Below are 24286 nucleotides of genomic sequence, written 5' to 3'. Positions count from 1 at the left end.
CACGGCTCCCTCATGTCGGAGGGGGTTGATCGCGACCGCCGCGGGACTAACGTCTTGTGGTCGCCCCAACCCACACGATCGAGGTTGCGATGTCCTCACGACATGTCCTCGCCGGCCTGGCGCTGGTGCCGCTGCTCCTGTCGCCGGTGGCCGCCCATGCCACGACCGGCACGCTGCCGCAGAAGACCCAGTTCGACCTCCAGGCCCACCGCGGCGGGCTCGGGATGACCACCGAGTCGTCCCTGGAGGGCTTCGCCAAGGCCCTGCGCCTCGGCGTGTCCACGCTGGAGCTGGACACGCAGATCACCAAGGACGAGAAGGTCGTCGTCACCCACGACCGGCAGGTCAGCGCCGCCAAGTGCCGGGACACCGCGCCCCTCGTGCCGGGCGACCCGATGTACCCGTACGTCGGCAAGTTCATCAAGGATCTGACGCTGGCCCAGATCAGAACCATGAACTGCGGCTACCAGCAGCTGCCCGGCCACCCCGAGCAGGAGCAGATCGACGGCCTGCGGATGATCGAGCTGACGGACGTGCTGAACCTGGTCAAGCGCTACAAGGCGCGCCAGGTCACCCTCAACGTCGAGACGAAGGTCGAGGCGGGCGCGCCCGAACAGACCGCGCCGCGCGAGCTGTTCGTGCGCCGGGTCTACGAGGAGATCCACGCCTCCGGGATCGAGAAGCAGGTCACCATCCAGTCCTTCGACTGGGGCGCGCTGAAGGCGATGCACCAACTGGCGCCCCGCTGGCCGCTGGTGGCGCTCACCAACTACGACTTCCTCCAGGTCGGCAAGCCCGGCGCCTCCCCGTGGCTCGGCGGCATCGACGCCGACGACTACGACGGCGACTTCGTGAAGGCGGCCGCCGCCCTCCCCGGCGTCACCACCCTCTCCCCCAACTACGGCTTCCCGCAGAACGGCAAGGTCGGCGACCCCGGCTTCCGGTTCTACGCCGACGCGGCCATGGTGGAGGCGGCACACGCCCGCGGCCTGAAGGTCGTCCCGTGGACCTGCGACGACCCGGCGACCGTGGCGGCGCTGATGGACGCGGGCGTCGACGGCATCATCACCAACTACCCCGACCGGGTGCGGCAGATCATGGCCGACCGCGGGATGCGCCTGCCCAAGGCGTACGAGCCGCGCTGATCGGCAGCGGCGCTCCTACGGCAGGCTGTACTCGTCGCGTCGGCCGCACATGCCGTAGCCGCCGATCCGGGTGGGCGTGGTCCGGTGAGCGGTCGCCTCTTCGAGATACGAGGGCTCTCCGGCGGCCAGGGCGTCGAGCTGGGAGCCGGTGCGCTCGGCGGCGGCCAGCGCACCGGCGCGCCACAGCTCGCGCCAGGCCGGGACCTTGTCCCGCACCAGCCGGGCCGCGGCGCGCTGGAACTCCCGGTACGGCCCGTCGTCGCCCGCGACGAGGGCCTCGCGCAGGGCGAGGTAGCCCTCGACGGCGAGGTCCCTGCGGCGCCGGGCGGCCGCGGCCGTGTCGGCGCCCGTGCCGGGCGGCAGGGTGGCCGCGGCCGCGTACCGCTCGGGGTCGGCCAGCACCTCGGGCGGGAACGTGAACACCGCGTCCCCGGCCTCGGGCAGGCCGCTGTTCTGCATCAGGACGGTGATGCGCAGACCGCCGTCCTGCACCATGCGGTGCACGGTGCCGGGCGTGAACCAGGCCACCGAGCCCGCCTCCAGCGGGATGTCCCGGTAGCCGTCGGGGCTCAGGGTCTGCACGGCGCCCCGGCCACCGGTGACGACGTACGCCTCGGTGCACACCAGATGCAGATGTGGGCTGCCACCGCACACGCCGTCGGCGGCCTCCCAGTCGTAGGCGCTGAGGTGGGACAGACCGACGGCGCCGGGCAGCGGGTGGAGCGGGCCGCCGGGCGTCACCGCCGCGGGCTCTGCGGGTGCATCCCCACCCGACACCGCCGCGGGCTCCGCGGGCACATCCCCACCCGTCACCACGCCAGCCCCGCCAGATGCGCGTCCACCCGCTCCTGGTCCCACGCCCCGTCGGCGATCACCACCCGGTAGCGGTAGTCGAAGGACTCGCCCGGCGGCAGCGCGAACTCCTCGAAGAAGGCCCAGGAGAACGCGACCGTCGGGAACGGCTCGGAGCGCACGAACCAGTGGGATTCGTGAATCGCCTTCTCGTTCTCCGGCGCATGTGCGAACACGACCGTGGAGTGCGCGTCGACGTCGTCGTGCTCGGCGGTGAAAGCGAGCCAGGGGCTCTGCGAACCCATCAGCTTCTCGGCGTCGGTGCCGGGCGCGAAGACCGTGCCGCCGGTGAAGTCGCGCGGGCCGCGCCACTGCAAGCCCGTGTACCCGGCCATCTCCCGGCCGGCGGTGGTCGGGGAGCCGAACGCCAGCGGCTCGTCGCGGATGTTGGTGAGCCGGATCGACCAGTCCAGGGCCCAGGCGCCGGCCTCCTCGTCGACCGAGTGGACGGTGATGCCGCGCTCTTCGCGGGCCCATTCCCGGCCGTCGTTGGCGACCCAGGTGAGGTCCTCCGCGACGGTGAGACGGTCCTCGTCCGCGGCGACCAGCGGGAAGCCGTCGTGCCGCATCGAGCCGACCCGTTCGGGCAGGCGCAGATAGCCCTGGCCGTGGACGTAGCAGTTGCCGCCCCAGAAGTTCTGGCCGGACAGATGGCTCGCGGTCATCTGCAGGCCCTTGTGCCAGCGGTGGTCGTTGGGGCGGTATCCGGTCACCGTGCGCCCTCCGAGGGTGCGCAGCGGGTGGGCGTAGGGCTTGCGGGACTCGAAGGCGTCCGGGTCGGGGCGGTAGACGTAGCGGAGGATCTCCGTGCCGTCGGCCGTCGCGACCGCGATGTGCTCGCCGTGCGCATGGCTGACTCGGATGCTCATGCGCGCTCCTTGGGGGCCCAGTCGGGGTGGTCGCCGTGCATCGCCGCATAGAAAGGATCACCCGGGCGGATCTCGCCGGAGCGGACCGGCAGGCCGGTGAACGCCGACTTGTACAGGGCGGCCGCGAATTCGAGCGTGGCGCGGGCCTCCGGGCCGCTGCCGGGCGGCCGTACGCCGGCGTCGTACGCGTCGAGCAGGGCGCCGAGCTGGGCGGTGTGCGAGCTGGGCACGTCGGTGGCGGGGATGCCCCAGGAGGCGGCGCGGGCGGCGGCGACGTGCGGGGCCGGGGTGTAGACCCAGTCGGTGTTGCGGTGGCCGTACAGGTGGGTCAGCTCGACCGTCGCGTCGGCGCAGTCGATGCGGATGCGGCTGACCTCGTCCGGGGACAGGACGCTGTTGACGACGGTGGCGAGGGCGCCGTTCGCGAACCGCACCAGGGCGGTGGAGACGTCCTCGCTCTCGGTGTCGTGGACCAGGCGCCCGGCCATGGCGCGGATCTCGTCCCACTCGCCGAGCAGGTGCAGCAGCAGGTCGTACTGGTGGATGCCGTGTCCCATGGTCGGCCCGCCGCCCTCGCTGGCCCACCGGCCGCGCCACGGCACCGCGTAGTACGCGGCGTCGCGGTGCCAGGTGGTCTGGCAGTGCGCGACCAGCGGGGCGCCCAGCTCGCCGCCCGTGATCAGCTCGCGGGCGTGCACGGCCCCGGAGCCGTACCGGTGCTGGAAGATCACGGACGCGTACCCGCCGGATGCCTGCTCGGCCGCCGCGATCTCGTCGTACTCGGCGAGGGACAGCGTGAGCGGCTTCTCGCACAGCACCCAGGCGCCCGCCTTGAGCGCGGCCACCGTCTGCTCCCGGTGCAGGGACGGCGGGGTGCCGATGAGCACCAGGTCGGGGCGTACGGCGTCGAGCATGGACTCGACGGAGGTGTACCCGGTCACGTGCTCGCCCGCGAGCTCCCGGAAGGCGTCGAGGCGCTCCTGGTCGACATCGACGGCGGCGACCAGTTCCGTCCGGTCGGCGTGCGCGGTGAGCGCGGACAGGTGGCTGCCGCTGACGATGGCGCCGGTGCCGACGACGGCGACGCGGCGGCGGACGGGGGGCCCAGGGGGCAGGGACATGCGGCGCTCCTCGAACGGCCGTCGGACATGCCAGCAGAAAGCGCTTGCCTTCGAAGGCTGACCCTAAGGCGCCGAAGAATGTCCGAACAACCCCCCGCAGGGACATTGACGAGGCTTTTTTCTCACGTCAGGGGCCCTGAGGGGGGTTACGAGGGCTGCTTGCCCGTCGCTACTGGCCCAGCGGCGCCGGAGGCGCGGTGTCCCGGACGGGGGCCGGGAACGCGGGGCGCGCGGTCGCCACCCGTTCCTTCGTCAGGGCGGCGACGACCCGGCGGGCGAGCAGCGGGTCGGCCGGCAGGACGTGGGAGGCGAACCAGCGGGCGGGCGCCGGATCGGGGGACGGTTCGACGAACTCGGCGCCCGCGTAGTCGTCGAGCGGGGGGTCGTAGACATAGCCGCACACCATGCCGTGGTCGACCAGGCGGTCCAGGAGGGCGTCGCGGCCGTGGACCAGGAGCGGGACCCGGAAGAGCGGGAGCGGTCCGTGGTGGACCGTGCGCTCGTGCAGCGGCGCGGAGGCCCAGGCGGTGCCCGACAGCAGCAGCACGCCGGCCCGGCGCCGGGCGAGGTCCTCGTCGAGGCGGGCCATCCGCAGGCCCAGCTGTCCGCGGACGAAGGAGCCGTGGCGGCTGCGGAAGCCGTGCAGATCGACGCGGACCCACGGCTCGTAGGCGGTCAGGCTGGGGGCCGAGCGGGCGCAGCCGGACAGACGCGGCGCATGCAGCTCCATGCGGAAGTCGTCGCGCTCCAGCAGCCCGAGGCGCTGCATCGTGCGCCACACGGGGCGCACCAGGCGCAGGGTGCGGACGGTGGAGCGGGCGAGGGGGCGCAGGGTGACGGTCAGGTCCTCGCGCAGCCGGCGCGGGGCCAGCAGGTCGTCGCGCAGCAGCTCCAGCTCGCGGCGGGTGCGCGCGTCCTCGACCGCGAGGAAGCCGCCGGCCATCGCCGCCACATGCTTGGAGAGGCTGAACGCGGCCGCCGTCCCGAAGGTCCCGATGGGCTGCCCGTCGACATGGGTGCCGATGGCGTGCGCGGCGTCCTCGATGAGCGGGATGCCCAGCTGGTCGCAGCGGTGGCGCAGTTCCACCACACGGTCGGGTATGCCGTAGAGGTTGGTGGTCAGGACGGCGTCGACCTCGCGCCAGGTGGAGTCGGGGACGGCGGCCGGGTCGATGTTGCCGTCCCACACGGAGACGGGGGCCATGACCGGGCGCAGTCCGGCGGCCAGGACCACGAAGAGGATCACGTCGTCGTTCACCGGCGACATCAAGACGCGTGCGCCCGGCCGGCACCAGCGCCGCAGGGCGAGGTACAGGGCCAGGCGCGCCGAGGGGGTGTAGACGCATTCGCGTCCGAGCCGCTTTGTCATCGTCGCGGCCAGCCGCGATCCGTACGGCATCGTCAGTTCTTCCGTTCTTCCGGCGAGGAGTGGGACGGACACGGCGCGGTGGAGCACGCCGAGGGGAGCCGTGCGGCTGTCTGCTCAGGCCCGGCGCGCGGAGCGCAGCGTGCCGACCGTCCTCAGTAACCGGTCGGCCGGCTCCCGCAGGGCGGGATGGGCCAGCACCGTGTTCCGCAGCCCGCGGACGGGTCTGCGCCACATGCGGTGTGCCGCGGCCACCGGGTGGGGGCGGACCGCGAACCCCTCGCCCACGCGCAGTTCGCGCGTCTTGAGCCAGTCCTTGTACTCCTTGTCGCCGCGCCCGAGGTCCACGACCCGCACGCCGTTGCGGGCCGCCGCCTCCGCGGTGCGCAGGTGCATCATCAGCCCGGGCGAGTAGTAGTGGAACGCGGGGTCGTAGGCGGTGAACCAGGCCGCGAGCACGGTGCGGGAGCGGGGCCCGAAGTGCGCGGCGACCGGGCGGTCCCCGGCGTAGAGGACGGAGAGCACGCCGGTGAAGTGCTCCTCCTGGAGCCGGAAGAGGTCCTCCACCAGGTGGACGATCCAGGGCCGGGCGAACCGGTCCATGCGTCCGGTCCTGCGGTACTGGGCGGACTTCCACTCCATGAGGCGGCGCAGCACCTGCGGGTCGCGTTCGTCGAAGACGAACCGCACCTCGCCGAAGTCGCGGGCGAGCCGGCGTTCCTTCTTCAGCGTCGTCTTGGCCTGGCCGGGGTAGGTGGCGCGCAGCCAGGTCGCGTAGTCGCCGTCGCCGGGCCTGAGGTCGATCACCGGTGAGGCGAACATCCCGGTGACATGGCGGCCGAACGGTTTCTGCTCCTCGACGAGATGGTCGAACTCGAAGCTGGCGAGCCCGCAGGCGCGCAGCAGTTCCTCGGTGTCCCAGATGATCCCGGGCCGGTGCACGAGGGCCTGGCAGTCGGAGAGTCCGAGGCCGACGGCCCGGCCGATGCCGAGGAGGTTGCGTTCGTAGGGCAGGAAGCCGACGGCCTCGCCGTGTTCGCGCAGGACCGCGATCTGCACGCCGCCGCGGTGTCTGCCGACGCCGGCGGCGAACTCCGGCGACAGGAACGGGTTGGCGTATTCGGGCGATTCGTCCATCGCCCGGTGCCAGGCCGCGCGCTGTGCGGGGCTCAGGTCGTCGGGTCTGTGGATGCTGATGTCCGTTCCGGTGCTGCTCATGGATCGCATGGGCGATCGCTCCCCCCAGTTCCCCCCGTGACGCCGTACCGCGTCACGCCCCTCTTCCGTCGGCTCGGATGTGTGAACACGGGCCGCCATCCGAACAGTTCGGCAGGGATCAAACGTGGCGAAAGGTCACGCACACTGTCAAGGGTGCCGGTCGTAACGGAAGCGCAGGTTTCGGATATCCACCCCCGGCATCGGACGCACCCTTCTGCTCAACTCACCTCTCCCGTACCGTCGTTGCGGATTGTCGCGGCCATGACTACGAAGGGGTTCTCATGGGCAGAGGTCTGCTGTCGCTGGTGCTCGCCACGGTCACCGGAGCCGCGCTGCTCGCGGCGCCGGCGTCCGCGGCGCCGCCGCCTCCGCCGTCGGACGTGTACCGGCCGGTGCGCGGGCCGGCCGCGCCGGCGGAGTACCGCTATCTGCAGAAGACCCTGCCGGGCGAGTCGATACCCCGGCACGCCCATGACCTCGCCGCGGCCGAGGCACGGGAACTGCCCACCGTGGGCAACCGCTGGAAGAGCGTCGGCCCCACCAACATCGGCGGCCGGATCGTGTCGCTCGCGCTCGACCCGAAGCGCGCCGACACCCTGTACGCGGCGGCGGCCAGCGGCGGCCTGTGGCGCAGCACCGACGCCGGGTCGACCTTCCACTCGGTGTGGCCCGACAGCTGGACCCAGGCCATGGGCGCGGTGGCCACCGCCCCGGACGGCACCCTGTACGTCGGCACCGGCGAGCCCAATCCGGGCGGCGGCAGCATCACCTACGAGGGGACGGGCCTGTACCGCAGCAAGGACGGCGGCAGGAGCTGGCAGCCGCTCGGACTGCGCGACTCGGGCGCGATCAGCGCGATCACCATCGACCCGGCCGACCCCCGCCGCATCTATGTGGCGGCGTCAGGTTCGCTCTACAACGGCGGCGGCGACCGCGGTGTCTACCGCACCGAGGACGGCGGAGCCACCTGGGAGCGGATCCTCACCGGCGCCAATGAGTTCACCGGCGCCACCGAGATCATCAAGGACGGCGACCGGCTGTACGCCGTCATGTGGGACCACCGCCGACGGCCCGACCTGAGGACCTACGGCGGTGTCGGCTCGGGCGTCTTCCGCAGCGACGACGACGGCGAGACCTGGCAGCGGCTGGGCGGCGGACTGCCCGCCCAGGGCCCGGACGTGGGCCGGATCGGGCTGGCCGTGGCGGGCGACAGGCTCTATGCGATCGTCAACAAGACCAGCGGCCCCTTCGAGGGCTTCTACGCCTCCTCCGACGGCGGCGACAGCTGGACCCGCTCGCCGGACAACGCCGCGCTCACCTCCTCCCAGTCCAGCTTCGGCTGGTGGTTCGGCAAGGTGTGGATCGACCCCCGCGACTCCGACCATGTGCATGTGGCCGGCGTCGCCCTGCTGACCACGAAGGACGGCGGAGGGACCTGGTCGGCGGACGACACCAGCATCCACGTCGACCACCACGCCATGGTGTGGGACCCACGGCACCCGGGCCGGGTCTACCTCGGCAACGACGGCGGCGTCTACCGCTCCGACGCCGACGGTGACGGCGGCTGGGTCAAGGCCCGCCACGAGCCCTACACCCAGCTCTACAGCGCCGCCATCAGCCCGCAGGACGTCACCCGGATCTCCGGCGGCGCCCAGGACAACGGCTCGCTGCGCTCCTGGGGCGGGGACGGGTTCAACGAGTACCTCGGCGGCGACGGCGAGGAGAACCTGATCAACCCGACCGACGTGAACAACGTCTTCGCCTGCTACCAGTACGGCAACTGCTTCCGCTCCACCGACGGCGGCGACACGCTCACGTACTTCGCGAACGCCACGACGTTCAAGCGCCGCAACTGGTTCACCCCGGTGGCCTTCGACCCGCGCGACCCGAAGATCCTCTACTACGGCTCCGAGGTCCTCAACCGCTCCACGGACGGCGGCGTGACCTGGCAGTCCATCAGCCCCGACCTGACCGGCGGCCCGGGCGCCGACCCGATCTACACCAACTTCGGCACGATCACCTCGATCGCCCCGGCCTCCGACGGACGCACCGTGTACGTCGGCACGGACGACGGCCGCGTCTGGGTCACCAAGGACCTCGGCGCGACCTGGACCAAACTCGCCGAGGGCCGCCCCTGGGTCACCCGCGTGGTCGTCGACCCGAAGAACCCCGACCGGGTCTGGACGACCCACTCCGCCTACCGCGCCGGCTCCCCGCTGCCCCACGTCTACGGCAGCACCGACGGCGGCGCCCACTGGCGCGACCTGTCGGGCAACCTCCCCTCGGCCCCCGTCAACGACCTGGTCGTCGCCCGCGGCGGCGCCCTCCATGTCGCCACCGACCAGGGCGTGTTCACCAGCCTCACCGGCGGCCGCCACTGGCTCCGCCTCGGCCGCGGCATGCCTGCCGTCCCGGTCGACGACATCGAGTACGACGCGGGCCACCAGCGGCTGGTGGCGGCGACGTTCGGGAGGGGGTTCTACGAGCTGACGGTGAGCTGAATCAGCAGCACCCCGGGCGTGTGCGGCACGGACACCCGCAGCCCCTCCCCGTCCCAGGCGACCGAACCGGCGTCGGGGCGGGAGGGGTGCAGGATCTCCGGCCGCACCGTGCGGCCTGCCAGATGAGGGACGAGCAGCCGGATGTCGGCCGGGCCACCCCGGCGCCAGACGGAGAGGTAGGCGGTGGCGTCGGTGCGAAGCCCCAGCGCCAGCCACTCGTCCGTCCAGCCGGGCAGGCCGAGCGGCCAGAAGGGCACTGACCGGGCCAGGTCGCCGCGGATCGTCCGGTAGGTCGCCACGGCCTCGCGAACCAGGGCGAGTTGGGGCTCCGTCATCCGGTCGAGGTGCCCGGAGAGGTGGATACGGCCCAGCAGTGCGCTGCCCAGCGTGAAGGCGATCAGGTCGTCGTCGTACTCGGGCTGCGGGTAGGCCCACACCGCACCCTGTTCCGGCGGCACCGCCGTCGGTGCGGCGGCGGCGATCGGCGGGTAGCGCAGGGGGTCCTGCTGGTCGCTGGTGGACTGGAGCTGGGCGACGGCGAGCGTGGCGCCGTCCATGCGCAGGCCGCCCGAGGCGCAGTTCTCGATCACCAGCCCCGGGTGGCGGTCCAGTACGTCGGACAGCCAGTCCAGGTAGGCGTGGGCGTGGCCGAGCAGTCCGGCGCCCGGGGCGAGGTCGTCCGGGGCGCAGGTGCCGGGGTCGACGGCGATGTTGTAGTCCAGCTTGAGATAGCCCACGCCCCAGTCGCCGACGATCCGGTCCACCGTCTTGTCGAGGTGGGCGCGGGCCGCGGGGTGCCGCAAGTCCAGCTGGTGGCGGCCCTGTTCGGTGAGGCGGACGCCGTCGCGCCGGAAGAAGGCCTCCGGCGGCAGGGCGGCGGCGACGGGGCTGCGCACGCCGACCACCTCCGGTTCCAGCCACAGTCCGGGCACCATGCCGCGCTCCCGGATCCGGTCCAGGACAGCCCGGATCCCGCCGTCGGGAAAGCGCCGCGCGGACGGCTGCCACTCGCCGACACTGTCCCACCAGCCCTCGGTGTCGTCGTCGTACCAGCCCGAGTCGATACAGAAGTACTCCGCCCCCGCCTTGGCGGCGGCGTCGATCAGGGGCAGCAGCTTCGCGGTGGTCGGGTCGCCCATCAGCGTGTTCATGTAGTCGTTGAAGACGACCGGCAGCCGCGTGTGGTCCGGGTGCGGGCGGCGCACCGCCCGGCGGTACGAGGTCATCGCGCCGAGCGCCTCGTCGAACCCGGAGCCGAGCGCGAGCGCCGCCGGCACGGTGGTGAACTCCTCGCCCGGCGCCAGCCGGACCCGCCACTGGTGCTCGGCGTCCGTGGGGCCGTTCAGCGCGAGACACGTGCCGTGCGCCCGCTCGCCGAGGTCCCAGCGCCAGCCGGCCGGGGACTCGATCTGCCACAGCCAAGTCGCCCCGCTCGTACGGTCGGTGACCGCCCCCATGGCCAGATGGCCGTCGGTGGGCCAGCTGCCGCGCCCGGTGAGGGCGAGGGCGGCCCGACTGTCGTGCTGGTGGGCGTCGACGTTGATGTCGGCGACGGTGGAGCGCAGCGGCTCGGTCCACCAACGGCACTCCGCCAGCCAGTCGTTGCGCGCCCGGTGGACGTCGAGGGCGTCCGGGGAGGGCAGGCCGGCCAGCAGCAGGCTGGTGACGGACTGGACGACGAGGGGCTCGTCGCCGTCGTTGCGCAGCCGTACCCGGGAACGCAGGACGGCGGTCCCGACCGGGGAGGACAGCTCGGCGAACGCCGTCAACCGGGTGGCCGGGTCGTGGAGTTCGGCCGTCAGCCACGCCCAGTCGCCGCGTCTGCCGGTGCGGTGGCCACGGTATTTCAGGCGTGCGCCGAGGGCCGTGCCGGTGAAGCGCGGGCCGGACCATCCGCTGCCGTGACCGAGGGCGGTGAGCTCCACGAGGGGCAAGGCACCCTCCGGGTCCGCGGGCGCGGTGTCGCCCAGCCGGACCAGCCGCAGCGTCCCGTCCGAGGCCACGGCGAACTCGGCGTGACCCCAAGTGAACGTCCCCTGCGTGTCGTTGAGATCCGCGTCCGCGCTACCGGCCAAGGTGCTCCCCCTCGTGAATCCCTCGTTACGGTCTCTTGACGACCCCTGTGTGACCGGTCACAATCCTGGCATGAATGTGACCGGTCACACAAGGCGCCCGGCGAGCATCAGGGACGTCGCCACCGCTGCCGGCGTCTCCTACCAGACCGTCTCCCGGGTGATCAACGGCCACCCCAGCGTCAAGCCGTCCACCCGGGAACGCGTCCTCGCCGCCATCGACGAGCTGGGCTTCCGGCGCAACGCCACCGCGCTCGCCCTGGCCAGCGGGCGCAGCCGGGCCGTGACCGTGCTCACCGCCAACACCACCCACTACGGCTACGCCTCCATCCTCCAGGGCATCGAGGAGGCCGCCCGTGCCGCGTCCTACGCGGTCGGGATCGGTGTGCTGGAGTCGGCCGATCAGGCGGCCGTCACCGCCGAGGTGCAGCGCGCGGCGGACGCCGGCGGCGGACTGATCGTGATCGCCTACGACCCGGCCGGAGTACGGGCGTTGGCCTCCGTACCCGCCGAACTGCCGGTCGTGGGCGTGGTGGAGACGCCCGCGAGCCCGCCCGGCGGCGACCGCCCGTGGGTGTGGACCGACGACCGCCAGGCCGCCTACGAGGCGACCCGCCATCTGCTCTCCCTCGGCCACGAGACCGTGCACTACGTCGCCATCCCCTCCAGCACCCGCCGGACCAGCGCCCGCACCAGCGGCTGGCGCCAGGCCCTCAAAGAGGCCGGAGCCCCCGAACCCCGCCCGGTACAGGGCAGTTGGGGTCCGGCGGGCGGTCACGCGGCGGGCCGCAGGCTCGCCAAGGACCCGGCGGTCACCGCGATCCTGTGCGGCAACGACGATCTCGCGCTCGGTGTGCTCCGCGCCCTGCACGAGGCCGGCCGCACGGTGCCGGGCGAGGTCAGCGTGGCCGGCTTCGACGACGCCCCGCACGCCGCCTATCTCACCCCGTCCCTGACGACCGTACGCCTGGACTTCACCGGCCTCGGCCGCGCCGCGTTCGCCCTGCTGCACGGGGCGGTGGAGGAGTCGGCGCAGGTCGCCCCGCACCCGGTCTCCGTGCCGGAGCTGGTGGTGCGGGAGAGCTCGGGGCCGTCCCCTTCGTGAGCACAGCCGTTCCGCGTCCTGCCCCCTGAACTCCCGTTCTGCGAAAGGCACGTGATGAAGACAAGCGCTCTGCCCGCCCTGGCCCTGATCTGCGCCCTGGGCCTCGCCGCCACCGCGTGCAGCGACCCCACCGCCGACGACTCCGGTGCGGACACCGGACAGGGTGCGCCGGTCGATCCGAACGCCCGGCTGGACGGCGTGAAGCTGACCATGTGGACGGCGCAGAACACGGTGAACGCGCCGAAGCAGGTCATCGACGCCTTCGAGAAGGCCACCGGCGCCGAGGTGGAGACCCAGGCGATCCCGGACCTCTACGAACAGAACGTGCCCACCAAGCTGGCCTCGGGCGACCGGCCCGACCTGATGTTCTGGCAGCCCTCCGTCTCCACGCTGCCGTTCGTCCAGCCGCGGCAGAACCTCCTCACTCTTGACGACGAGGAGTGGGTCGGCAGACTCGGCGACACCGAGAAGTCGCTCGGCGTCATCGACGGCAAGCGGTACGCGGCGATCGTCACCAGCCCGGCCATGCTCGGCGTCTACTACAACAAGGACGTCTTCAAGAAGGCGGGCCTGAGCGAGAAGGACTTCCCCAAGTCCTACGACGACCTCCTGGCCCTGGGCCACAAGGTCGTCGACGGTAGCGACGCCGCCGGCTTCTACGAGGCCGGCGGCGACAAGTGGCCATTGCAGTGGCAGATGCAGGTCCAGCTCACCGATCTCGACCAGCAGTGGTGGGACGGGCTCAACGAGAACAAGGAGAAGTGGACCGACCCGGTCGTGGTCGCCGCGGTCAAGAAGTACAAGGAGAAGCTGCTCGACGCGGGGCTGGCCCAGAAGAACTACCGGACGGGCACGTTCACCGGGCAGGCCGACGCGCTGTGGAAGGGCGAGGTCGGCATGGTCCTCAACGTCACCTCCTTCCAGAGCCAGTTGCAGGCCAAGTACTCCACCGCCGAGATCGACGAGAGGATCGGCTGGTTCCCGGTCGCCAACTCCTCGGCCGCGGGCCTGTACTCCCCCGACCAGACCAACGGCGTGGTCGCCTTCAAGACCGGTGACGAGAAGCGGCAGAACGCGGCCCGGCAGTTCCTCGCCTTCTGGCTCGGCCCGGACTACGCCGACTACATCAAGACGATGAAGATCCCGTCCGTGCAGCCGTCCGTGCCCACCCCCGACGGTCTGCCGCAGACGTCCAAGGACCAGGTGGCGGCCCTGCCCAAGGCCATCGGCGTCTTCCAGGCCAAGGCGATCGTCGCCCCGGACACCCACCTCTACCTCGCCGACATGATCTTCGGCAAGAAGGATCCGCAGCAGGTCGCGCAGGCCATCCAGGACCAGTTCGCCCAGGTCGCCAAGGCGCAGGGCGCGCCCGGGTTCTGACGATGGCGGACACGGTCGTACGTACCCAGCCCGCGCCCGTGACGGGCGCGCCGAAGCGAGTGGGGCGGCTGCCGCGCGCGGCCGTGCACCATCCGTGGTGGTTCGCGCTGCCCGCGATCGCCGTCTTCGCGGGCTTCTTCCTGGTCCCCAACCTGCTCAACTTCTACTACCCGTTCACCAATTGGTCCTCCTACCACCCCGACATCGCCTTCACCGGCCTGGACAACTTCCGCACGATCGCCGACGACGGCTCGCTGCTGCGGGCGATCCGCACGACCTTGCTGTACGCGCTGCTGGCGGCCCTGTTCCAGAACGGCTTCGGGCTGGGGCTGGCGCTGCTGCTGGAGGCCGACACCCGTTTCAACCGGTTCTTCCGCGCGGTCTTCTTCCTGCCGGTGCTGATCTCGGCGCTCGCCACGGGCTACGTCTTCCAGGCCCTGCTCGACCAGGACGGTGCCGTCAACTCCCTTCTGGGGACGGACGTTCCCTGGCTGGGCTCGACGACGTGGACGCTGGTCGTGGTGACCGTGATCCACGGCTGGAAGTGGATGGGCCTGGCCATGCTGATCTATCTGGCAGGGCTGAAGGGCGTGCCCGGCGACATGCTGGAGGCCGCCCGGATGGACGGCGCGGGACCCTGGCGGACCTTCTGGTCGGTGCGCTGGCCGATGCTGGCGCCGGCCGTCACCTTCAACGTCACCACGGCGCTGATCGGCTCGATGAACACCTTCGACATCGTGCAGGCCACCACCGGCGGCGGGCCGGCGGCCTCCACCGAGGTCTTCAACATCTATATGTTCCGGATCTTCGGACAGGGCCTGTACGCCCAGGCCTCCGCGATGAGCCTGGTCCTGTTCCTGGTCGTGGTCGCCGTGGCGATTCCCCTGGTCGTCGGGCTCAGGCGCAGGGAGCAGCTGCTGTGACCGCGGCATGGCGGTACGGCCGCCCGACCCTCGTCGTCCTGCTCGCCGGGCTCGCCGTCGGCGTCCCGCTGTGGCTGGTCGCCGTCACCTCGGCCAAGCCGCAGGCGGAGGCGGTCAGGCCCAATCTCGACCTGCCCCGGCACTGGCAGCCCGGCGGCAACTACGCCGACGCCGTCAGCGAGGGCGAGATGCTGCGCGGGTTCGTCAACTCCCTGCTCGTCGTGGTGCCTTCGGTGGTCCTGGTCCTGCTCCTCGGGGCAGGAGCGGCCTGGGTCTTCGCCCGCCGAAAGTCCAGGCTGGTCTCGGCGGCGTACGCGCTGTGCATCAGCGGGCTGCTGCTGCCGCCCGCCGTCATCACCATCGTGATGGAGCTGCGGCAGCTGGGCCTGGCGAACTCCCGGCCCGGAATGATCGCCGTGTACACCGGCATGTACCTCTCGACGTCGATCTTCTTCATGACCGGTTTCATCCGCGCCATCCCCATGGAGCTGGAGGAGGCGGCCCGGATCGACGGGGCGCCGCCGTGGCGGATCTTCGCGCGGATCGTCCTGCCCCTGCTCCGGCCGGTGATCGCCACCGCGACGATCATGGTGATGCTCTACGCCTGGAGCGACATCTTCTACGCCTTCTTCGTCCTCGGCGGCGGGGATCGGGCGACCCTGCCGCTGAACCTCTACCAGGTGGCCAGTGCCCAGCTCTACCTCAACAACTGGCATCTCGTCTTCGCGTACGTCGTGGTGATGAGCCTGCCGATGGTGGCCGTGTTCCTCGTCGGCCAGCGAAAGATCGTGTCCGGAATCACCAGTGGAGCCGTCAAATGACCGGAGGTCCAACAGCGTGATCGCCCTCACCCGCACGAGGTCCCGTTTCAGAACCGCCCTGCTCACCGCCGCACTTGGAGTAGCCGCCATGGCAGCCACCCTGCCCGCCGCCGGACCGGCGACCGCCGCCGATCCGCAGCGCCTCACCGTCGACCTCGCCGCCTCCGAAGGCCCGGTGATGCTCGGCGCCAACGGCGCGCTGTACGGCCTCGGCGACGACGGCGTGCCCGGCGACGCCGCCCTGGAACCGCTGAAGATCACCAGCATCTCGCAGAAGCCGGACGGCGGCGCCCAGCACCCCAACGGCGACGCGATCGCGGTCTCCAAGTCGTTCTTCCGCAACGGCGGCGGCGAGATCAACGTGATGATGCAGGACATCTACGCCAAGTGGCCGTACGAGAACCTCGGCATCGACGACTACCTCCCCAAGGTCGACAAGATCGTCAAGGAGATATCGGCGGACCCGAACAGCGACCGCTTCGTCTACATCCCGTTCAACGAGCCGGACTTCATCTGGTACAAGCTCAACGGCCCCCAGGCGGAGTACGAGGTCGAACGCGACCGGTTCCTGGCGCACTGGAAGCTGGCCTACGAACGGATCCGGGCCATCGACCCGGACGCGGTCATCGCCGGCCCCAACGAGACCGGCTACTACCCGCGCTTCCTGCGGGACTTCCTCACCTTCGCCAAGCGCGAGAACGTCCTCCCCCAGATCATGACCTGGCACGAGCTGGGCTCCGGCTCACTGCGCGACTTCCAGGGACACTACGACAACTACCGTGCTCTGGAGCGCGAGTTGGGCATCGGCCCGCTGAAGATCAACATCGACGAGTACGCCAACCGCCGCGATCTGTCGGTGCCGGGGCAGCTCGTGCAGTGGGTCTCGATGTTCGAGCGGAACAAGGTGTACGCGAACATGGCGTACTGGGACGCCGCCGGCAACTTCAGCGGCCATGTCGTACGCACCGGCATCCCCAACGGCGGCTGGTGGTTCTTCCGCTGGTACGCGGGCATGACCGGTGACACCGTGCAGGTGACCCCGGCGCAGCCGAACACCATCGACACCCTCCAGGGCCTCGCCTCCCTGGACACCTCCCGCCGCCAGGCCCAGGTGCTGCTCGGCGGCTCCGCGGGCGACTCCGACGTCGTGGTGAAGAACGTGTCCCGGTCCGTCTTCGGCCGTACGGTCACGGCGACGGTCGCCGAGGCGGAGTGGTCCGGCTACGAGGGCCGGCACGCGGCGCCGCGCGTCCTGGCGCGCACCAAGGTCACCGTGGCGGACGACGGCTCGGTGACGGTCCCGCTGCGCGGCATGGACAAGATGTCCGCGTACCGCATCGTCCTCACGCCCGGCGGCGCGGGCACGCCGTCCGCCGCGCACGTCCCGTGGACGGCGTCGTACGAGGCCGAGGAGGCGGCCGTCACCGACGGCAAGGTCTACACCCAGGGCACGGTGACCAACGCCAACGGCTACGCGGCCTCCGGCACCAAGGACGTCGGCTCGCTCAACCAGCCCACCAGCAAGGTCGACTTCACGGTGACGGTCCCGAAGGACGGCACATACGACCTGGCGGTCCTGTACGGCAACCAGTCCGGCGCCCCCGCGACACAGAAGCTGTCGGTCGACGGCGGCGACCCGGTCACGGTCTCCTACCCCTCCACGGAGAACTGGACCTACCGCGCGAAGAAGGACCTGTCCGTCGAACTCACGGCAGGCACCCACGTGTTGACCCTGTCGAAGGGCGACGCGGAGGTCACCCTCGACCGCATCGACCTCACCGCCCGTACCGGCACGCCGTCCGCGTCGTACGAGGCCACGCTCGCGGACGTCGGCGGCAGCCCGTCGTACGACTACACCTCGTCGGCCGGAGTGGGCACGGGCGCGCTGGTGCTGCGCTCGGGCGACAAGGCCGTCTTCGACGTGTACGCCCCGCGCGACGGCTACTACACGGTGGTGCCGCGGGCCTCGGTGGCGGTGAAGCTCGCGCTGCACGGCGAGACGGTGTGGGCCGCTCCCGGCCGTCCCCAGCGCCTGTACCTCGCGGCGGGCAACAACCGCGTCACGATGACCGCCGCGCACGCCACCGTGCGTTCCCTGGACGTCTCGGGGACCGGTTCGGCCACCGGTGCGCTGTCCTACGAGGCCGCGTCGGCGGCGCTCGCGGGCGGCGCCGAGCTCGTCGACTCCGCGCACGCCTCGGCCGGTTCCTACATCGGCCGGCTCGGCAACAGCCCCTCCAGCACGGCCGAGTTCACGGTGAACGCGCCCGCGGCGGGCCGCTACCTGCTGGTCGTGCACTACGCGCACAACGAGCGGCGCGACAACGGCCACGCCTACAACACCGACATCATGTCCCGCACCGCGGACATCACGGTCGACGGCGGTGCGCCGCAGAAGGCCACCTTCAAGAACACCTGGAGCTGGGACGACTACTGGACACTGGCCGTCCCGGTCGACCTGAAGGAGGGCACGAACAAGGTGACGTTCGGCAACGCGACCGCGTGGGCGCCGAACATCGACCGGATCGAGCTGGGCCGGGTGGTGGGCCACCCCGCCAAGTGAGCCGTCCCTGACGCCGGTTCAGTGACCGCGGAACGCCTCCTCCAGCCACCAGGCCCCGCGGTCACTGACCACTTTCGCGTCCACCAGCAGGGGTGCCGAGCGCGGTCCGGCCACCCAGTCCGCCACCGCCTTCAGATCGGCCCGTGTGCGCACGGTCACCGCCTCGAAGCCGTACCCGCGCCCCACGGCGGCGAGGTCCGTCGCGGGGAAGCGAACCGTGTCCAGCGGGTGTCCGCCGGGGCCGAAGTGGTGGACCTCCGCTCCGTAGGCCTCGTCGTTGTAGACGACGACCAGCATGGGCAGGCCGAGGCGGCGCACGGTGTCGAGTTCCGCGGCGCCCATGAGTGCGCCGCCGTCGCCCAGGGCGGCCACCGGGAGGCGGTCCGGCCGGGCCAGGGCGGCGCCGATCGCCGTGGCCAGGCCGAGGCCGATCGACTGGAAGGCCTGGGTGAAGCACAGGCCGTCCTCGTCCGGCACCGACAGATACATGCTCGGGTAGCCCATGAAGTTGCCCGAGTCCACGCCGATGACACGCTGGGCCGGGAGGATGTCGTCGAGGGCGATGGTCAGGGTGCGCGGGTCGATCCGTTCGCGGGTGCTCGTGTCGTCGTAGGGGACGTCCCGCCAGTGCACGCGTCCGGTGATGTCGGCCGTCCGGTAGCCCGTCCGTGGTTCGCCGGAAGCCTCCAGCACGCTCCTCGCCGTCAGCTCCACGTCGCCGGTGACCCCGAGCCGCACCGCCCGGTGCGCGCCGAGCGCCGAGGTGTCGTCGTCGACCTGCACGACGGTCGTGCCGTGGCCGATCAGGCGGCCGTGCCGTGTCGTCCACATGTTCAGGGCGCAGCCCCAGCCCACGACGGTGTCCGCGCCGCTGATCAGTTCGGCGGCCAGGGGCGAGGCGAACCCTCCGGAGACGTCGAGCGACCAAGGGTTGCCGTGGAAGAGGCCGCGTGCCACGGCCGACGTCGCCAGCAGGGCGCCGCAGCGTTCGGCGAGGGCTTCGAGGGCGTCCCGGGCTCCGGGTGAGCGCGCGCCGCGGCCCGCGATGAACACCGGCCGCCGTGAGCGTCGTAGCACCGCCGCCAGGGCCGCCGCCTCGGCCGGGGCCGGTTCGACCGCGGGCCGTTGCGGTGGGGGCGCGGCCCGGTCCAGGGCGCCGGCCGGGGCCTCCAGAGTCTGTACCGCCAAGGGGAGGTTGAGCAGGATGGTGCGTCGTTCGTGCAGTGCCCGTCGCACCGCGGCGCAGGCTGTCGCCACCGCGTCCTCGGCGGAGGTGACCCGCATGGGGACCGCGCCCACCGCTGTGGCCAACGCGGCTTGGTCGACATGGAAGTTGGAGCGCGGCTCGGTCGCCTCGGCGGCCAACACCAGCAGTGGGGTACGGCTCTTGGCCGACTCGGCGATGCCGGTCAGGGCGTTCGTCAGACCGGGGCCCTGGTGCACGGTCACGGCGGCGACCGTGCCGCTGGTGCGCGCGTAGGCGTCGGCCATCGTCGCCGCCCCGGCTTCGTGGCGGGCGGCGACGAAGCGTGCCCCGGCCGCGACCATGGCGTTGGCGGTATGGAAGTTGCCGGATCCGACGACGCCGAAGACCTGGCCGATCCCGGCCGTGGTCAGGGCCCGTCCGACGGCCTCCGCGACCTTCATGAGCGTTCCACCAGGGCGAGCACCCGGGCGGGGGAACCGGAGCCCGTGACGATGGGCAGCGGCCCGGCGATCACGACGCAGCCGGTGGCCGGCAGGAGGGCCAGGTTCTGCAGCTGGGTCAGGCCGTACTTGTCGCTGCCCATGAGGTACGCGTGGCAGGGGAAGGCCGGGTCGAAGGCGTGCGCGCGTCCGGCGTCCGTGCCGACCGTCTCGACGCCCAGCCCGAGCACCGGGGATTCCTGCGCCAGCCACCGGGCGCAGTCCGGTGACAGGCCGGGGGTGTGCGGGCCGTTGTCGTCGGTGTTCAGGAACTCGGCCTGTGAGCCGGCGCGGGCGTCCCAGCCGGTGCGCAGCAGCAGCCAACCGCCCTCGGGCAGCGGGCCGTTCTCCGCCTCCCAGGCCTTCACATGGTCCACTTCGACGAGGAAGTCCGGGTCCCGCTCCACCTCGGCGCTGAAGTCCAGCACGGCCGCGGGTGCGATCAGCCGGCTCGCGGGCACCGAGGCCACATCGGCGAGGTCCTTGCCGGTCACCCAGTGGTTCGGGGCGTCGAAGTGGGTGCCGGTGTGCTCGCCGGTGCGGAAGTTGTTCCAGTACCAGGCCGGTCCCCGGTGGTCGTACCGGCTGATCTCCTCCAGCTCGAACGTGGCCGTCTGCCCGAACCCGGGCGGCAGTTGGATCAGCGGTGTCGCCGCCGACAGCGGCGCGGTGAGGTCGACCACTTCGATCGCCCCCTCCCGCAGGGCGGACACCAGCGAGGCGAGGACGGACGGCTCGGGCATGACGGCCTCCAGACACCATTCGGAACTCCCAGGATGGAGCGATTCCGTGGTATGCACCATGGTGGTTGTGACGATCGACGGGCCGGGGGGGGCGCGCGATGATCGCAAGACGTACGGCCTTGACGGCCGCGGTGGTGTGCGCGGGGCTGGCCGGCTGCTCCTTCGAGGTGGGCGACGGACCCGCGGCCGGGCCGGGGACTACGGTCACCGTCACTGCGACGGCCGCCTCGCCCAGCCCCTCGCCGTCGCCCTCCCCCTCGCCTTCCAGGACGCCGTCCCCGGTTCCCACCACGGGCACGGACCCGAAACTCGTCTCCATGACCGTCACCGGCGGCTTCGCGGGCGTCCACCAGACGGTGATCCTCCGCACCGACGGCACCGTCTACACCAGCGAGGACGGGCAGCCCGAGGTGCGGCGGCTGAGCGCGGAGCGGTTCACACAGCTGCGCACGCTCCTCGGCGACCCGGCGCTCGACGACGTCCCGGACTTCACGATGGACGTGGGGGCGATGGACAAGTTCCAGTACACGCTGCGCCTCAACGGCCGTACCGTCATCACGGACCTGCCGACCGACGAACCGGCCCTCGACCGCCTGATCGGCGCCCTGAGCGAGTGGCTGCCGGACCGCTGACCCCGCCGTTGTGCAACCGACGCCCCGCAACGGCCGTCTCTCCCAACGAGAGAGGGGGAACGATCTTCCCCCGGTAGGGCAGCAGGAGGCACGCATGGCCATGGTCGGCCTGTTCTGGATCACCGAGGACTCGGTGTACGTGGGCGCCGAGCCCGTCGGCACGGCCGCGGGGGTGCGCCTTTCCCCCGACGGTGTCGAGGTGCTCGGGGCCGAGCGGGACTGCGGCTTCTGGGGCTGGGCCGAGGTGCTCCGGATCGAGGCCGGTGACGTGGCGGTACGGCCCGCCGTCCGCCGCTGGGTCTCCAGGGCCGTCGACGCGGTGGCCGTCGCGGTGACCGGCGACGGGGACCTGCCGCCCGGGTTCACCGTGCGCGTCGCCACCGCGGACGGGGTGTCCGAGGTCGGCGTGTTCACGGCCGTCGCCGGGGGGATCTACGGCCCGGTGGAGTACGAGCTCTCCCGCACCCTGCTCAACCGGCTCGTCGACGGCCGCGCCGGCCTCGACGACCTCCTCGCCTGGCGTCGCGACCGTGCCGACGACTCCACCCCGGGCCGGGAGGAACGCGAGTCGCTGCTGCTGAAGTGGACGGCTGATCGCGGCTAGTCCTGGCTGTGCACCAGACCGGCGATATGCGCGGTCACCATGTCGAGGATGCCGTTCCAGGCCGTTTCGTCCCCCAGCACCAGGTAGTTGAGGGTGAGCCCGTCGGTCATGGCCGCCAGATAGCGGGCCAACTCCGGTACCGGCACCCGGAGTCGGAGGTCCATGGTCCGGCTCAGCTGCTCGATGAGCTCGGTGTAGGCCTCGCCGTACAGCTCGTACTGGCGGCGCGCGAGATGCTCGAACCCGGGCTGACGCAGGGCGTACTGGGTCAGTTCGTAGGTGAGCATGTGTTCGTCGGGGCGGGCGCGGACGTGGTCCCAGTACGCCTCAAGACCGGCCCGCACGGCCTCCTGGAGGGTGGCCCTGGGCCGGATGGCCTCCTGCACCAGGGTCACGTAGTGGTCGGTGATGGTGGTGATGACGGACTCGATCAGGGCCTGCTTCGAGTCGAAGCAGTAGTGGACGACGCTCAATGAGACGCCCGCCTCGGCGGCGATGGACCGGGTGGTCGTCTTGGCGACGCCGTCCCGGGCCATCGCCCTGATCGCGGCTTCCGTGAGCTGTCGTCGCCGTTCGGCCGACGGCATCCGTGCCATGTGCGCTGGTGCTCCTGCCTGCCCGTCAGCTGCTGTGGACGCCGACCTCGTACAGCGAGTATCCCCAGTCGGTGCCGCGTTGCAGGCCGTGGATACGGACGTACCGGGCCGGTGTTCCGTCGAAGCGTGCGGTGTCCAGGCCGCCGTCGCCGGAGGTCGTGGTCCACGCGGTGTGCCAGGTCGCCCCGTCGGTGGAGAGGTCGATGCGGTACGACCTGCCGTAGGCGCGTTCCCAGTCGAGCGTGACCCGGCCGACCCGGTGGCTGGCGCCGAGGTCGATCCGCAGCCACTGGTCGTCGCTCCAGTCGCTGGCCCAGCGGGTGCCGGTGTCGCCGTCCACGGCGCGGCCCGGCGCATAGCTGGTGAACGGGTTCCACTCGGCCGAACTGGCCGTGGCCGGGGCGCTCCTGGCGAGGTTGACCGAGGACTGGTGCCGTTCGGAGGCGCCCCAGGTGTCGAGGTAGGACTCGGCGCCGCGGAAGAGGTCGTCGACCACGTCCTGGCCGCCGACCTTGCGGATGTCCTCGACCCAGTCCGGGACGAGGCCGTAGTGCGCGGCTCCGTCGGTGTTGAGGTCCCAAGTGCGTTGCCCGGTGGTCTGCTTGTCGATGACGGAGCCGCCGTCGACACTCTTGAAGGGGTACGTCACCTTGTTCGGGGCGTCGGCTCCGCGCGGGCCGGGCCAGCCGCCGACGCCGTTCATGTCGGTGCCGTAGCCGTAGCCGACGCCGTACTTGTCGCGCAGGGCGTCGGTGCGCTTGGCCTCGGCGCTGAAGCCCTCGGAGCCGTGCATGTACTGGGCGATGAACCCGCCGAGCCCGTAGACCCGTTCGGTCCAGTTCAGGTCCATCCAGCTGTGCGAGGAGAGCACGCCGGGGTAGGAGGCGGCCTCGAAGATGTCGAGCACCCGGCCGGTGGCCTTGACGCTCATGTGGTCGATCTCCAGCATCATCTTGCGTTTCATCATGCCGCGCACGGCGTACTCACCGAGGTCGGTGAGCCCGCGGACGTTGCACTGCGCGTCGGCGTCGTAGGAGGGGACCTCGACCCCGGCGGGGAGTTCCTTCTCGGCCTCGGTCGCCGAGGCCAGGCCGATGGGGTTGTCGTGCTGCGGGCCCGTGCACTGCTCCGTCTTCCAGAAGGTGCCGGTCGACAGGAACTGGCCGACGTTGATGGCGGTGCCGAGCGCGCCCTCGTCGAAGCGGACCCCGCACAGGGCGTTGTCGAACTTGTGGCACAGGAACATGCTGCGCACGCCCAGCGCGTACAGCTCGTCGAGCCCCTTGTCGATGTCCTCCTTGCTGCACTGCGGGATGTCCAGCACCTGCTTGCAGCCGAAGGGCTCGGAGGTCTCCACACCCAGGATGACCGCCAGCTTGCCCTGTTCGACGACCTGTCGGGCCTGTGCGCTGTCGGTGACGATCCGGAACCAGCCCTTGCCGGTGCCGCCGTACATCTTGTCGACGTAGGCCTGGAGGTCGTACGTCAGCTTCGCCTGGAGGCGGATCGACGTCATCTCGTCGCAGGGGCGGTCCTTGAAGAAGTACACCGAGCAGATCACGCCGTTGGTGACGAGGTCGTTGACGAGGACGCGCTGGCCGCCGCGCCAGGCGCGCTCGACCCAGGCGTAGTAGTTCTGCTGGTGGGTCAGCGAGTCGTGGGCGGGCCAGTCCTTGAAGGTGGGCCAGCCGACCGGGTCGTGGCGGCCGTCACCGCCGTTGGTGATGAAGTCGAAGATCGCGAGCGAGCCGTCGGGGTAGTGCTCGGGGCAGTCCTTCAGCGCGTCGGCGATGCCGGCCTCGGAGAAGGGCTTGCCGCAGATGAGCCGCCCGCCGAACGCCTCGTTGGAGAACAGGTGGTTGTGGGCGTCGACGAAGCCGCGCACCTCGCCCGCGGCGTTGGTGCCGGTGAACGGCTCGCCGGTGACGTTGATCTGGGAGTCCGGCGTGGGGCGTGCGGTCGGCAGCCACCAGTCGGTGCCGGCCGCCGAGCTCGGCGCGGGGCCGAGGGTCAGGGTCAGGACCAGGAGGAGCAGCGAGACGACGGTGAGGTTGGTGCGTCTGCGGTACGGGAGCCGAGCCATGGGCCA

At 71.4% G+C, this 24286-nt stretch carries 19 protein-coding genes; 9 read left to right on the top strand and 10 right to left on the bottom strand.

The features are described from left to right. The first annotated feature begins 89 nt into the window (after nt 1-89). On the top strand, nt 90-1145 hold the full coding sequence (locus tag AB0Q90_RS12090; RefSeq protein WP_363160586.1) for a glycerophosphodiester phosphodiesterase family protein: 1056 nt from the start codon (nt 90-92) through the stop codon (nt 1143-1145). Nucleotides 1146-1160: 15 nt separating this feature from the next. On the opposite strand, the gene AB0Q90_RS12085 is transcribed toward AB0Q90_RS12090, so the two are convergent. The 5 genes from AB0Q90_RS12085 to AB0Q90_RS12065 form a co-directional block, all read right to left on the bottom strand. Then, a complete protein-coding gene (locus AB0Q90_RS12085) occupies nt 1161-1859 on the bottom strand; it encodes a cupin (RefSeq protein WP_363160657.1) in 699 nt (232 codons plus the stop codon). A 95-nt stretch (nt 1860-1954) separates the two neighbouring features. Next, nucleotides 1955-2866 (bottom strand): PmoA family protein, encoded by a 912-nt coding sequence (locus tag AB0Q90_RS12080; RefSeq protein ID WP_363160584.1) that lies wholly within the window; start codon nt 2864-2866, stop codon nt 1955-1957. Further along, the gene (locus AB0Q90_RS12075) at nt 2863-3987 is read right to left on the bottom strand and encodes a Gfo/Idh/MocA family oxidoreductase (protein WP_363160583.1); all 1125 of its coding nucleotides are present in this window, start codon (nt 3985-3987) and stop codon (nt 2863-2865) included. Before AB0Q90_RS12075 ends, AB0Q90_RS12080 begins: the two co-directional genes overlap by 4 nt. Before the next feature lie 169 nt (nt 3988-4156). Next, entirely contained in the window at nt 4157-5386 is a 1230-nt protein-coding gene (locus AB0Q90_RS12070) for a DegT/DnrJ/EryC1/StrS family aminotransferase (protein WP_363160582.1), read from the bottom strand. An 84-nt stretch (nt 5387-5470) separates the two neighbouring features. Beyond that, entirely contained in the window at nt 5471-6580 is a 1110-nt protein-coding gene (locus AB0Q90_RS12065) for a GNAT family N-acetyltransferase (protein ID WP_363160581.1), read from the bottom strand. A gap of 272 nt (nt 6581-6852) precedes the next feature. On the opposite strand from AB0Q90_RS12065, the gene AB0Q90_RS12060 reads away from it, so the two are divergent. Next, entirely contained in the window at nt 6853-9072 is a 2220-nt protein-coding gene (locus tag AB0Q90_RS12060) for a glycosyl hydrolase (protein WP_363160580.1), read from the top strand. On the opposite strand, the gene AB0Q90_RS12055 is transcribed toward AB0Q90_RS12060, so the two are convergent. Next, a complete protein-coding gene (locus AB0Q90_RS12055; protein WP_363160579.1) occupies nt 9051-11147 on the bottom strand; it encodes a glycoside hydrolase family 36 protein in 2097 nt (698 codons plus the stop codon). The genes AB0Q90_RS12060 and AB0Q90_RS12055 overlap by 22 nt on opposite strands. A 70-nt stretch (nt 11148-11217) precedes the next feature. Between AB0Q90_RS12055 and AB0Q90_RS12050 the strand changes: the two genes are divergently transcribed. From AB0Q90_RS12050 to AB0Q90_RS12030, 5 genes are all read left to right on the top strand, one after another. Continuing rightward, nucleotides 11218-12249, top strand: coding sequence for a LacI family DNA-binding transcriptional regulator (locus tag AB0Q90_RS12050; RefSeq protein WP_363160578.1), 1032 nt, complete (start codon nt 11218-11220; stop codon nt 12247-12249). 54 nt (nt 12250-12303) lie between these two features. Beyond that, nucleotides 12304-13629 carry an ABC transporter substrate-binding protein gene (locus tag AB0Q90_RS12045; RefSeq protein ID WP_363160577.1) on the top strand — a complete coding sequence of 442 codons (1326 nt, stop codon included), beginning with the start codon at nt 12304-12306 and terminating at the stop codon, nt 13627-13629. A gap of 2 nt (nt 13630-13631) precedes the next feature. Continuing rightward, on the top strand, nt 13632-14552 hold the full coding sequence (locus AB0Q90_RS12040; RefSeq protein WP_363160576.1) for a sugar ABC transporter permease: 921 nt from the start codon (nt 13632-13634) through the stop codon (nt 14550-14552). Next, nucleotides 14549-15373 (top strand): carbohydrate ABC transporter permease, encoded by an 825-nt coding sequence (locus AB0Q90_RS12035; RefSeq protein ID WP_363160575.1) that lies wholly within the window; start codon nt 14549-14551, stop codon nt 15371-15373. The genes AB0Q90_RS12040 and AB0Q90_RS12035 overlap by 4 nt, the downstream gene beginning before the upstream one ends. A gap of 88 nt (nt 15374-15461) precedes the next feature. Then, nucleotides 15462-17936: a CBM35 domain-containing protein gene (locus AB0Q90_RS12030; RefSeq protein WP_363160574.1), complete on the top strand. Its 2475-nt coding sequence runs from the start codon at nt 15462-15464 to the stop codon at nt 17934-17936. An 18-nt stretch (nt 17937-17954) separates the two neighbouring features. Here AB0Q90_RS12030 and AB0Q90_RS12025 read toward each other — a convergent pair whose 3' ends face one another. After that, the gene (locus tag AB0Q90_RS12025; RefSeq protein WP_363160573.1) at nt 17955-19583 is read right to left on the bottom strand and encodes a thiamine pyrophosphate-binding protein; all 1629 of its coding nucleotides are present in this window, start codon (nt 19581-19583) and stop codon (nt 17955-17957) included. Further along, a complete protein-coding gene (locus AB0Q90_RS12020) occupies nt 19580-20365 on the bottom strand; it encodes a cyclase family protein (protein WP_363160572.1) in 786 nt (261 codons plus the stop codon). Before AB0Q90_RS12020 ends, AB0Q90_RS12025 begins: the two co-directional genes overlap by 4 nt. 98 nt (nt 20366-20463) lie before the next feature. Here AB0Q90_RS12020 and AB0Q90_RS12015 point away from each other — a divergent pair, with 98 nt between their 5' ends. Further along, a complete protein-coding gene (locus AB0Q90_RS12015) occupies nt 20464-20997 on the top strand; it encodes a hypothetical protein (RefSeq protein WP_363160571.1) in 534 nt (177 codons plus the stop codon). A 94-nt stretch (nt 20998-21091) separates the two neighbouring features. After that, nucleotides 21092-21601: a hypothetical protein gene (locus tag AB0Q90_RS12010; RefSeq protein ID WP_363160570.1), complete on the top strand. Its 510-nt coding sequence runs from the start codon at nt 21092-21094 to the stop codon at nt 21599-21601. Here AB0Q90_RS12010 and AB0Q90_RS12005 read toward each other — a convergent pair. Beyond that, nucleotides 21598-22197 (bottom strand): TetR family transcriptional regulator C-terminal domain-containing protein, encoded by a 600-nt coding sequence (locus AB0Q90_RS12005; protein ID WP_363160569.1) that lies wholly within the window; start codon nt 22195-22197, stop codon nt 21598-21600. The two genes, AB0Q90_RS12010 and AB0Q90_RS12005, sit on opposite strands and share 4 nt — an antisense overlap. Nucleotides 22198-22222: 25 nt before the next feature. After that, nucleotides 22223-24280, bottom strand: a complete 2058-nt coding sequence (locus AB0Q90_RS12000) for a discoidin domain-containing protein (RefSeq protein WP_363160568.1) — start codon at nt 24278-24280, stop codon at nt 22223-22225. Between the last annotated feature and the right edge of the window lie 6 nt (nt 24281-24286).

The organism is Streptomyces sp. NPDC079141 (assembly GCF_040686775.1).
Taxonomy (GTDB): Bacteria; Actinomycetota; Actinomycetes; order Streptomycetales; family Streptomycetaceae; genus Streptomyces.
This window is presented reverse-complemented; position numbering and strand designations above follow the sequence as displayed.

What these genes read in the sequence shown, in the direction of transcription:
- AB0Q90_RS12090 (WP_363160586.1), top strand. Translation starts at nt 90, where the DNA reads ATGTCCTCACGACATGTCCTCGCCGGCCTGGCGCTGGTGCCGCTGCTC.
- AB0Q90_RS12080 (WP_363160584.1), bottom strand. Translation starts at nt 2,866, where the DNA reads ATGAGCATCCGAGTCAGCCATGCGCACGGCGAGCACATCGCGGTCGCG.
- AB0Q90_RS12075 (WP_363160583.1), bottom strand. Translation starts at nt 3,987, where the DNA reads ATGTCCCTGCCCCCTGGGCCCCCCGTCCGCCGCCGCGTCGCCGTCGTC.
- AB0Q90_RS12070 (WP_363160582.1), bottom strand. Translation starts at nt 5,386, where the DNA reads ATGCCGTACGGATCGCGGCTGGCCGCGACGATGACAAAGCGGCTCGGA.
- AB0Q90_RS12065 (WP_363160581.1), bottom strand. Translation starts at nt 6,580, where the DNA reads ATGCGATCCATGAGCAGCACCGGAACGGACATCAGCATCCACAGACCC.
- AB0Q90_RS12060 (WP_363160580.1), top strand. Translation starts at nt 6,853, where the DNA reads ATGGGCAGAGGTCTGCTGTCGCTGGTGCTCGCCACGGTCACCGGAGCC.
- AB0Q90_RS12050 (WP_363160578.1), top strand. Translation starts at nt 11,218, where the DNA reads ATGAATGTGACCGGTCACACAAGGCGCCCGGCGAGCATCAGGGACGTC.
- AB0Q90_RS12045 (WP_363160577.1), top strand. Translation starts at nt 12,304, where the DNA reads ATGAAGACAAGCGCTCTGCCCGCCCTGGCCCTGATCTGCGCCCTGGGC.
- AB0Q90_RS12040 (WP_363160576.1), top strand. Translation starts at nt 13,632, where the DNA reads ATGGCGGACACGGTCGTACGTACCCAGCCCGCGCCCGTGACGGGCGCG.
- AB0Q90_RS12030 (WP_363160574.1), top strand. Translation starts at nt 15,462, where the DNA reads ATGGCAGCCACCCTGCCCGCCGCCGGACCGGCGACCGCCGCCGATCCG.
- AB0Q90_RS12025 (WP_363160573.1), bottom strand. Translation starts at nt 19,583, where the DNA reads ATGAAGGTCGCGGAGGCCGTCGGACGGGCCCTGACCACGGCCGGGATC.
- AB0Q90_RS12020 (WP_363160572.1), bottom strand. Translation starts at nt 20,365, where the DNA reads ATGCCCGAGCCGTCCGTCCTCGCCTCGCTGGTGTCCGCCCTGCGGGAG.
- AB0Q90_RS12015 (WP_363160571.1), top strand. Translation starts at nt 20,464, where the DNA reads ATGATCGCAAGACGTACGGCCTTGACGGCCGCGGTGGTGTGCGCGGGG.
- AB0Q90_RS12010 (WP_363160570.1), top strand. Translation starts at nt 21,092, where the DNA reads ATGGCCATGGTCGGCCTGTTCTGGATCACCGAGGACTCGGTGTACGTG.
- AB0Q90_RS12005 (WP_363160569.1), bottom strand. Translation starts at nt 22,197, where the DNA reads ATGGCACGGATGCCGTCGGCCGAACGGCGACGACAGCTCACGGAAGCC.
- AB0Q90_RS12000 (WP_363160568.1), bottom strand. Translation starts at nt 24,280, where the DNA reads ATGGCTCGGCTCCCGTACCGCAGACGCACCAACCTCACCGTCGTCTCG.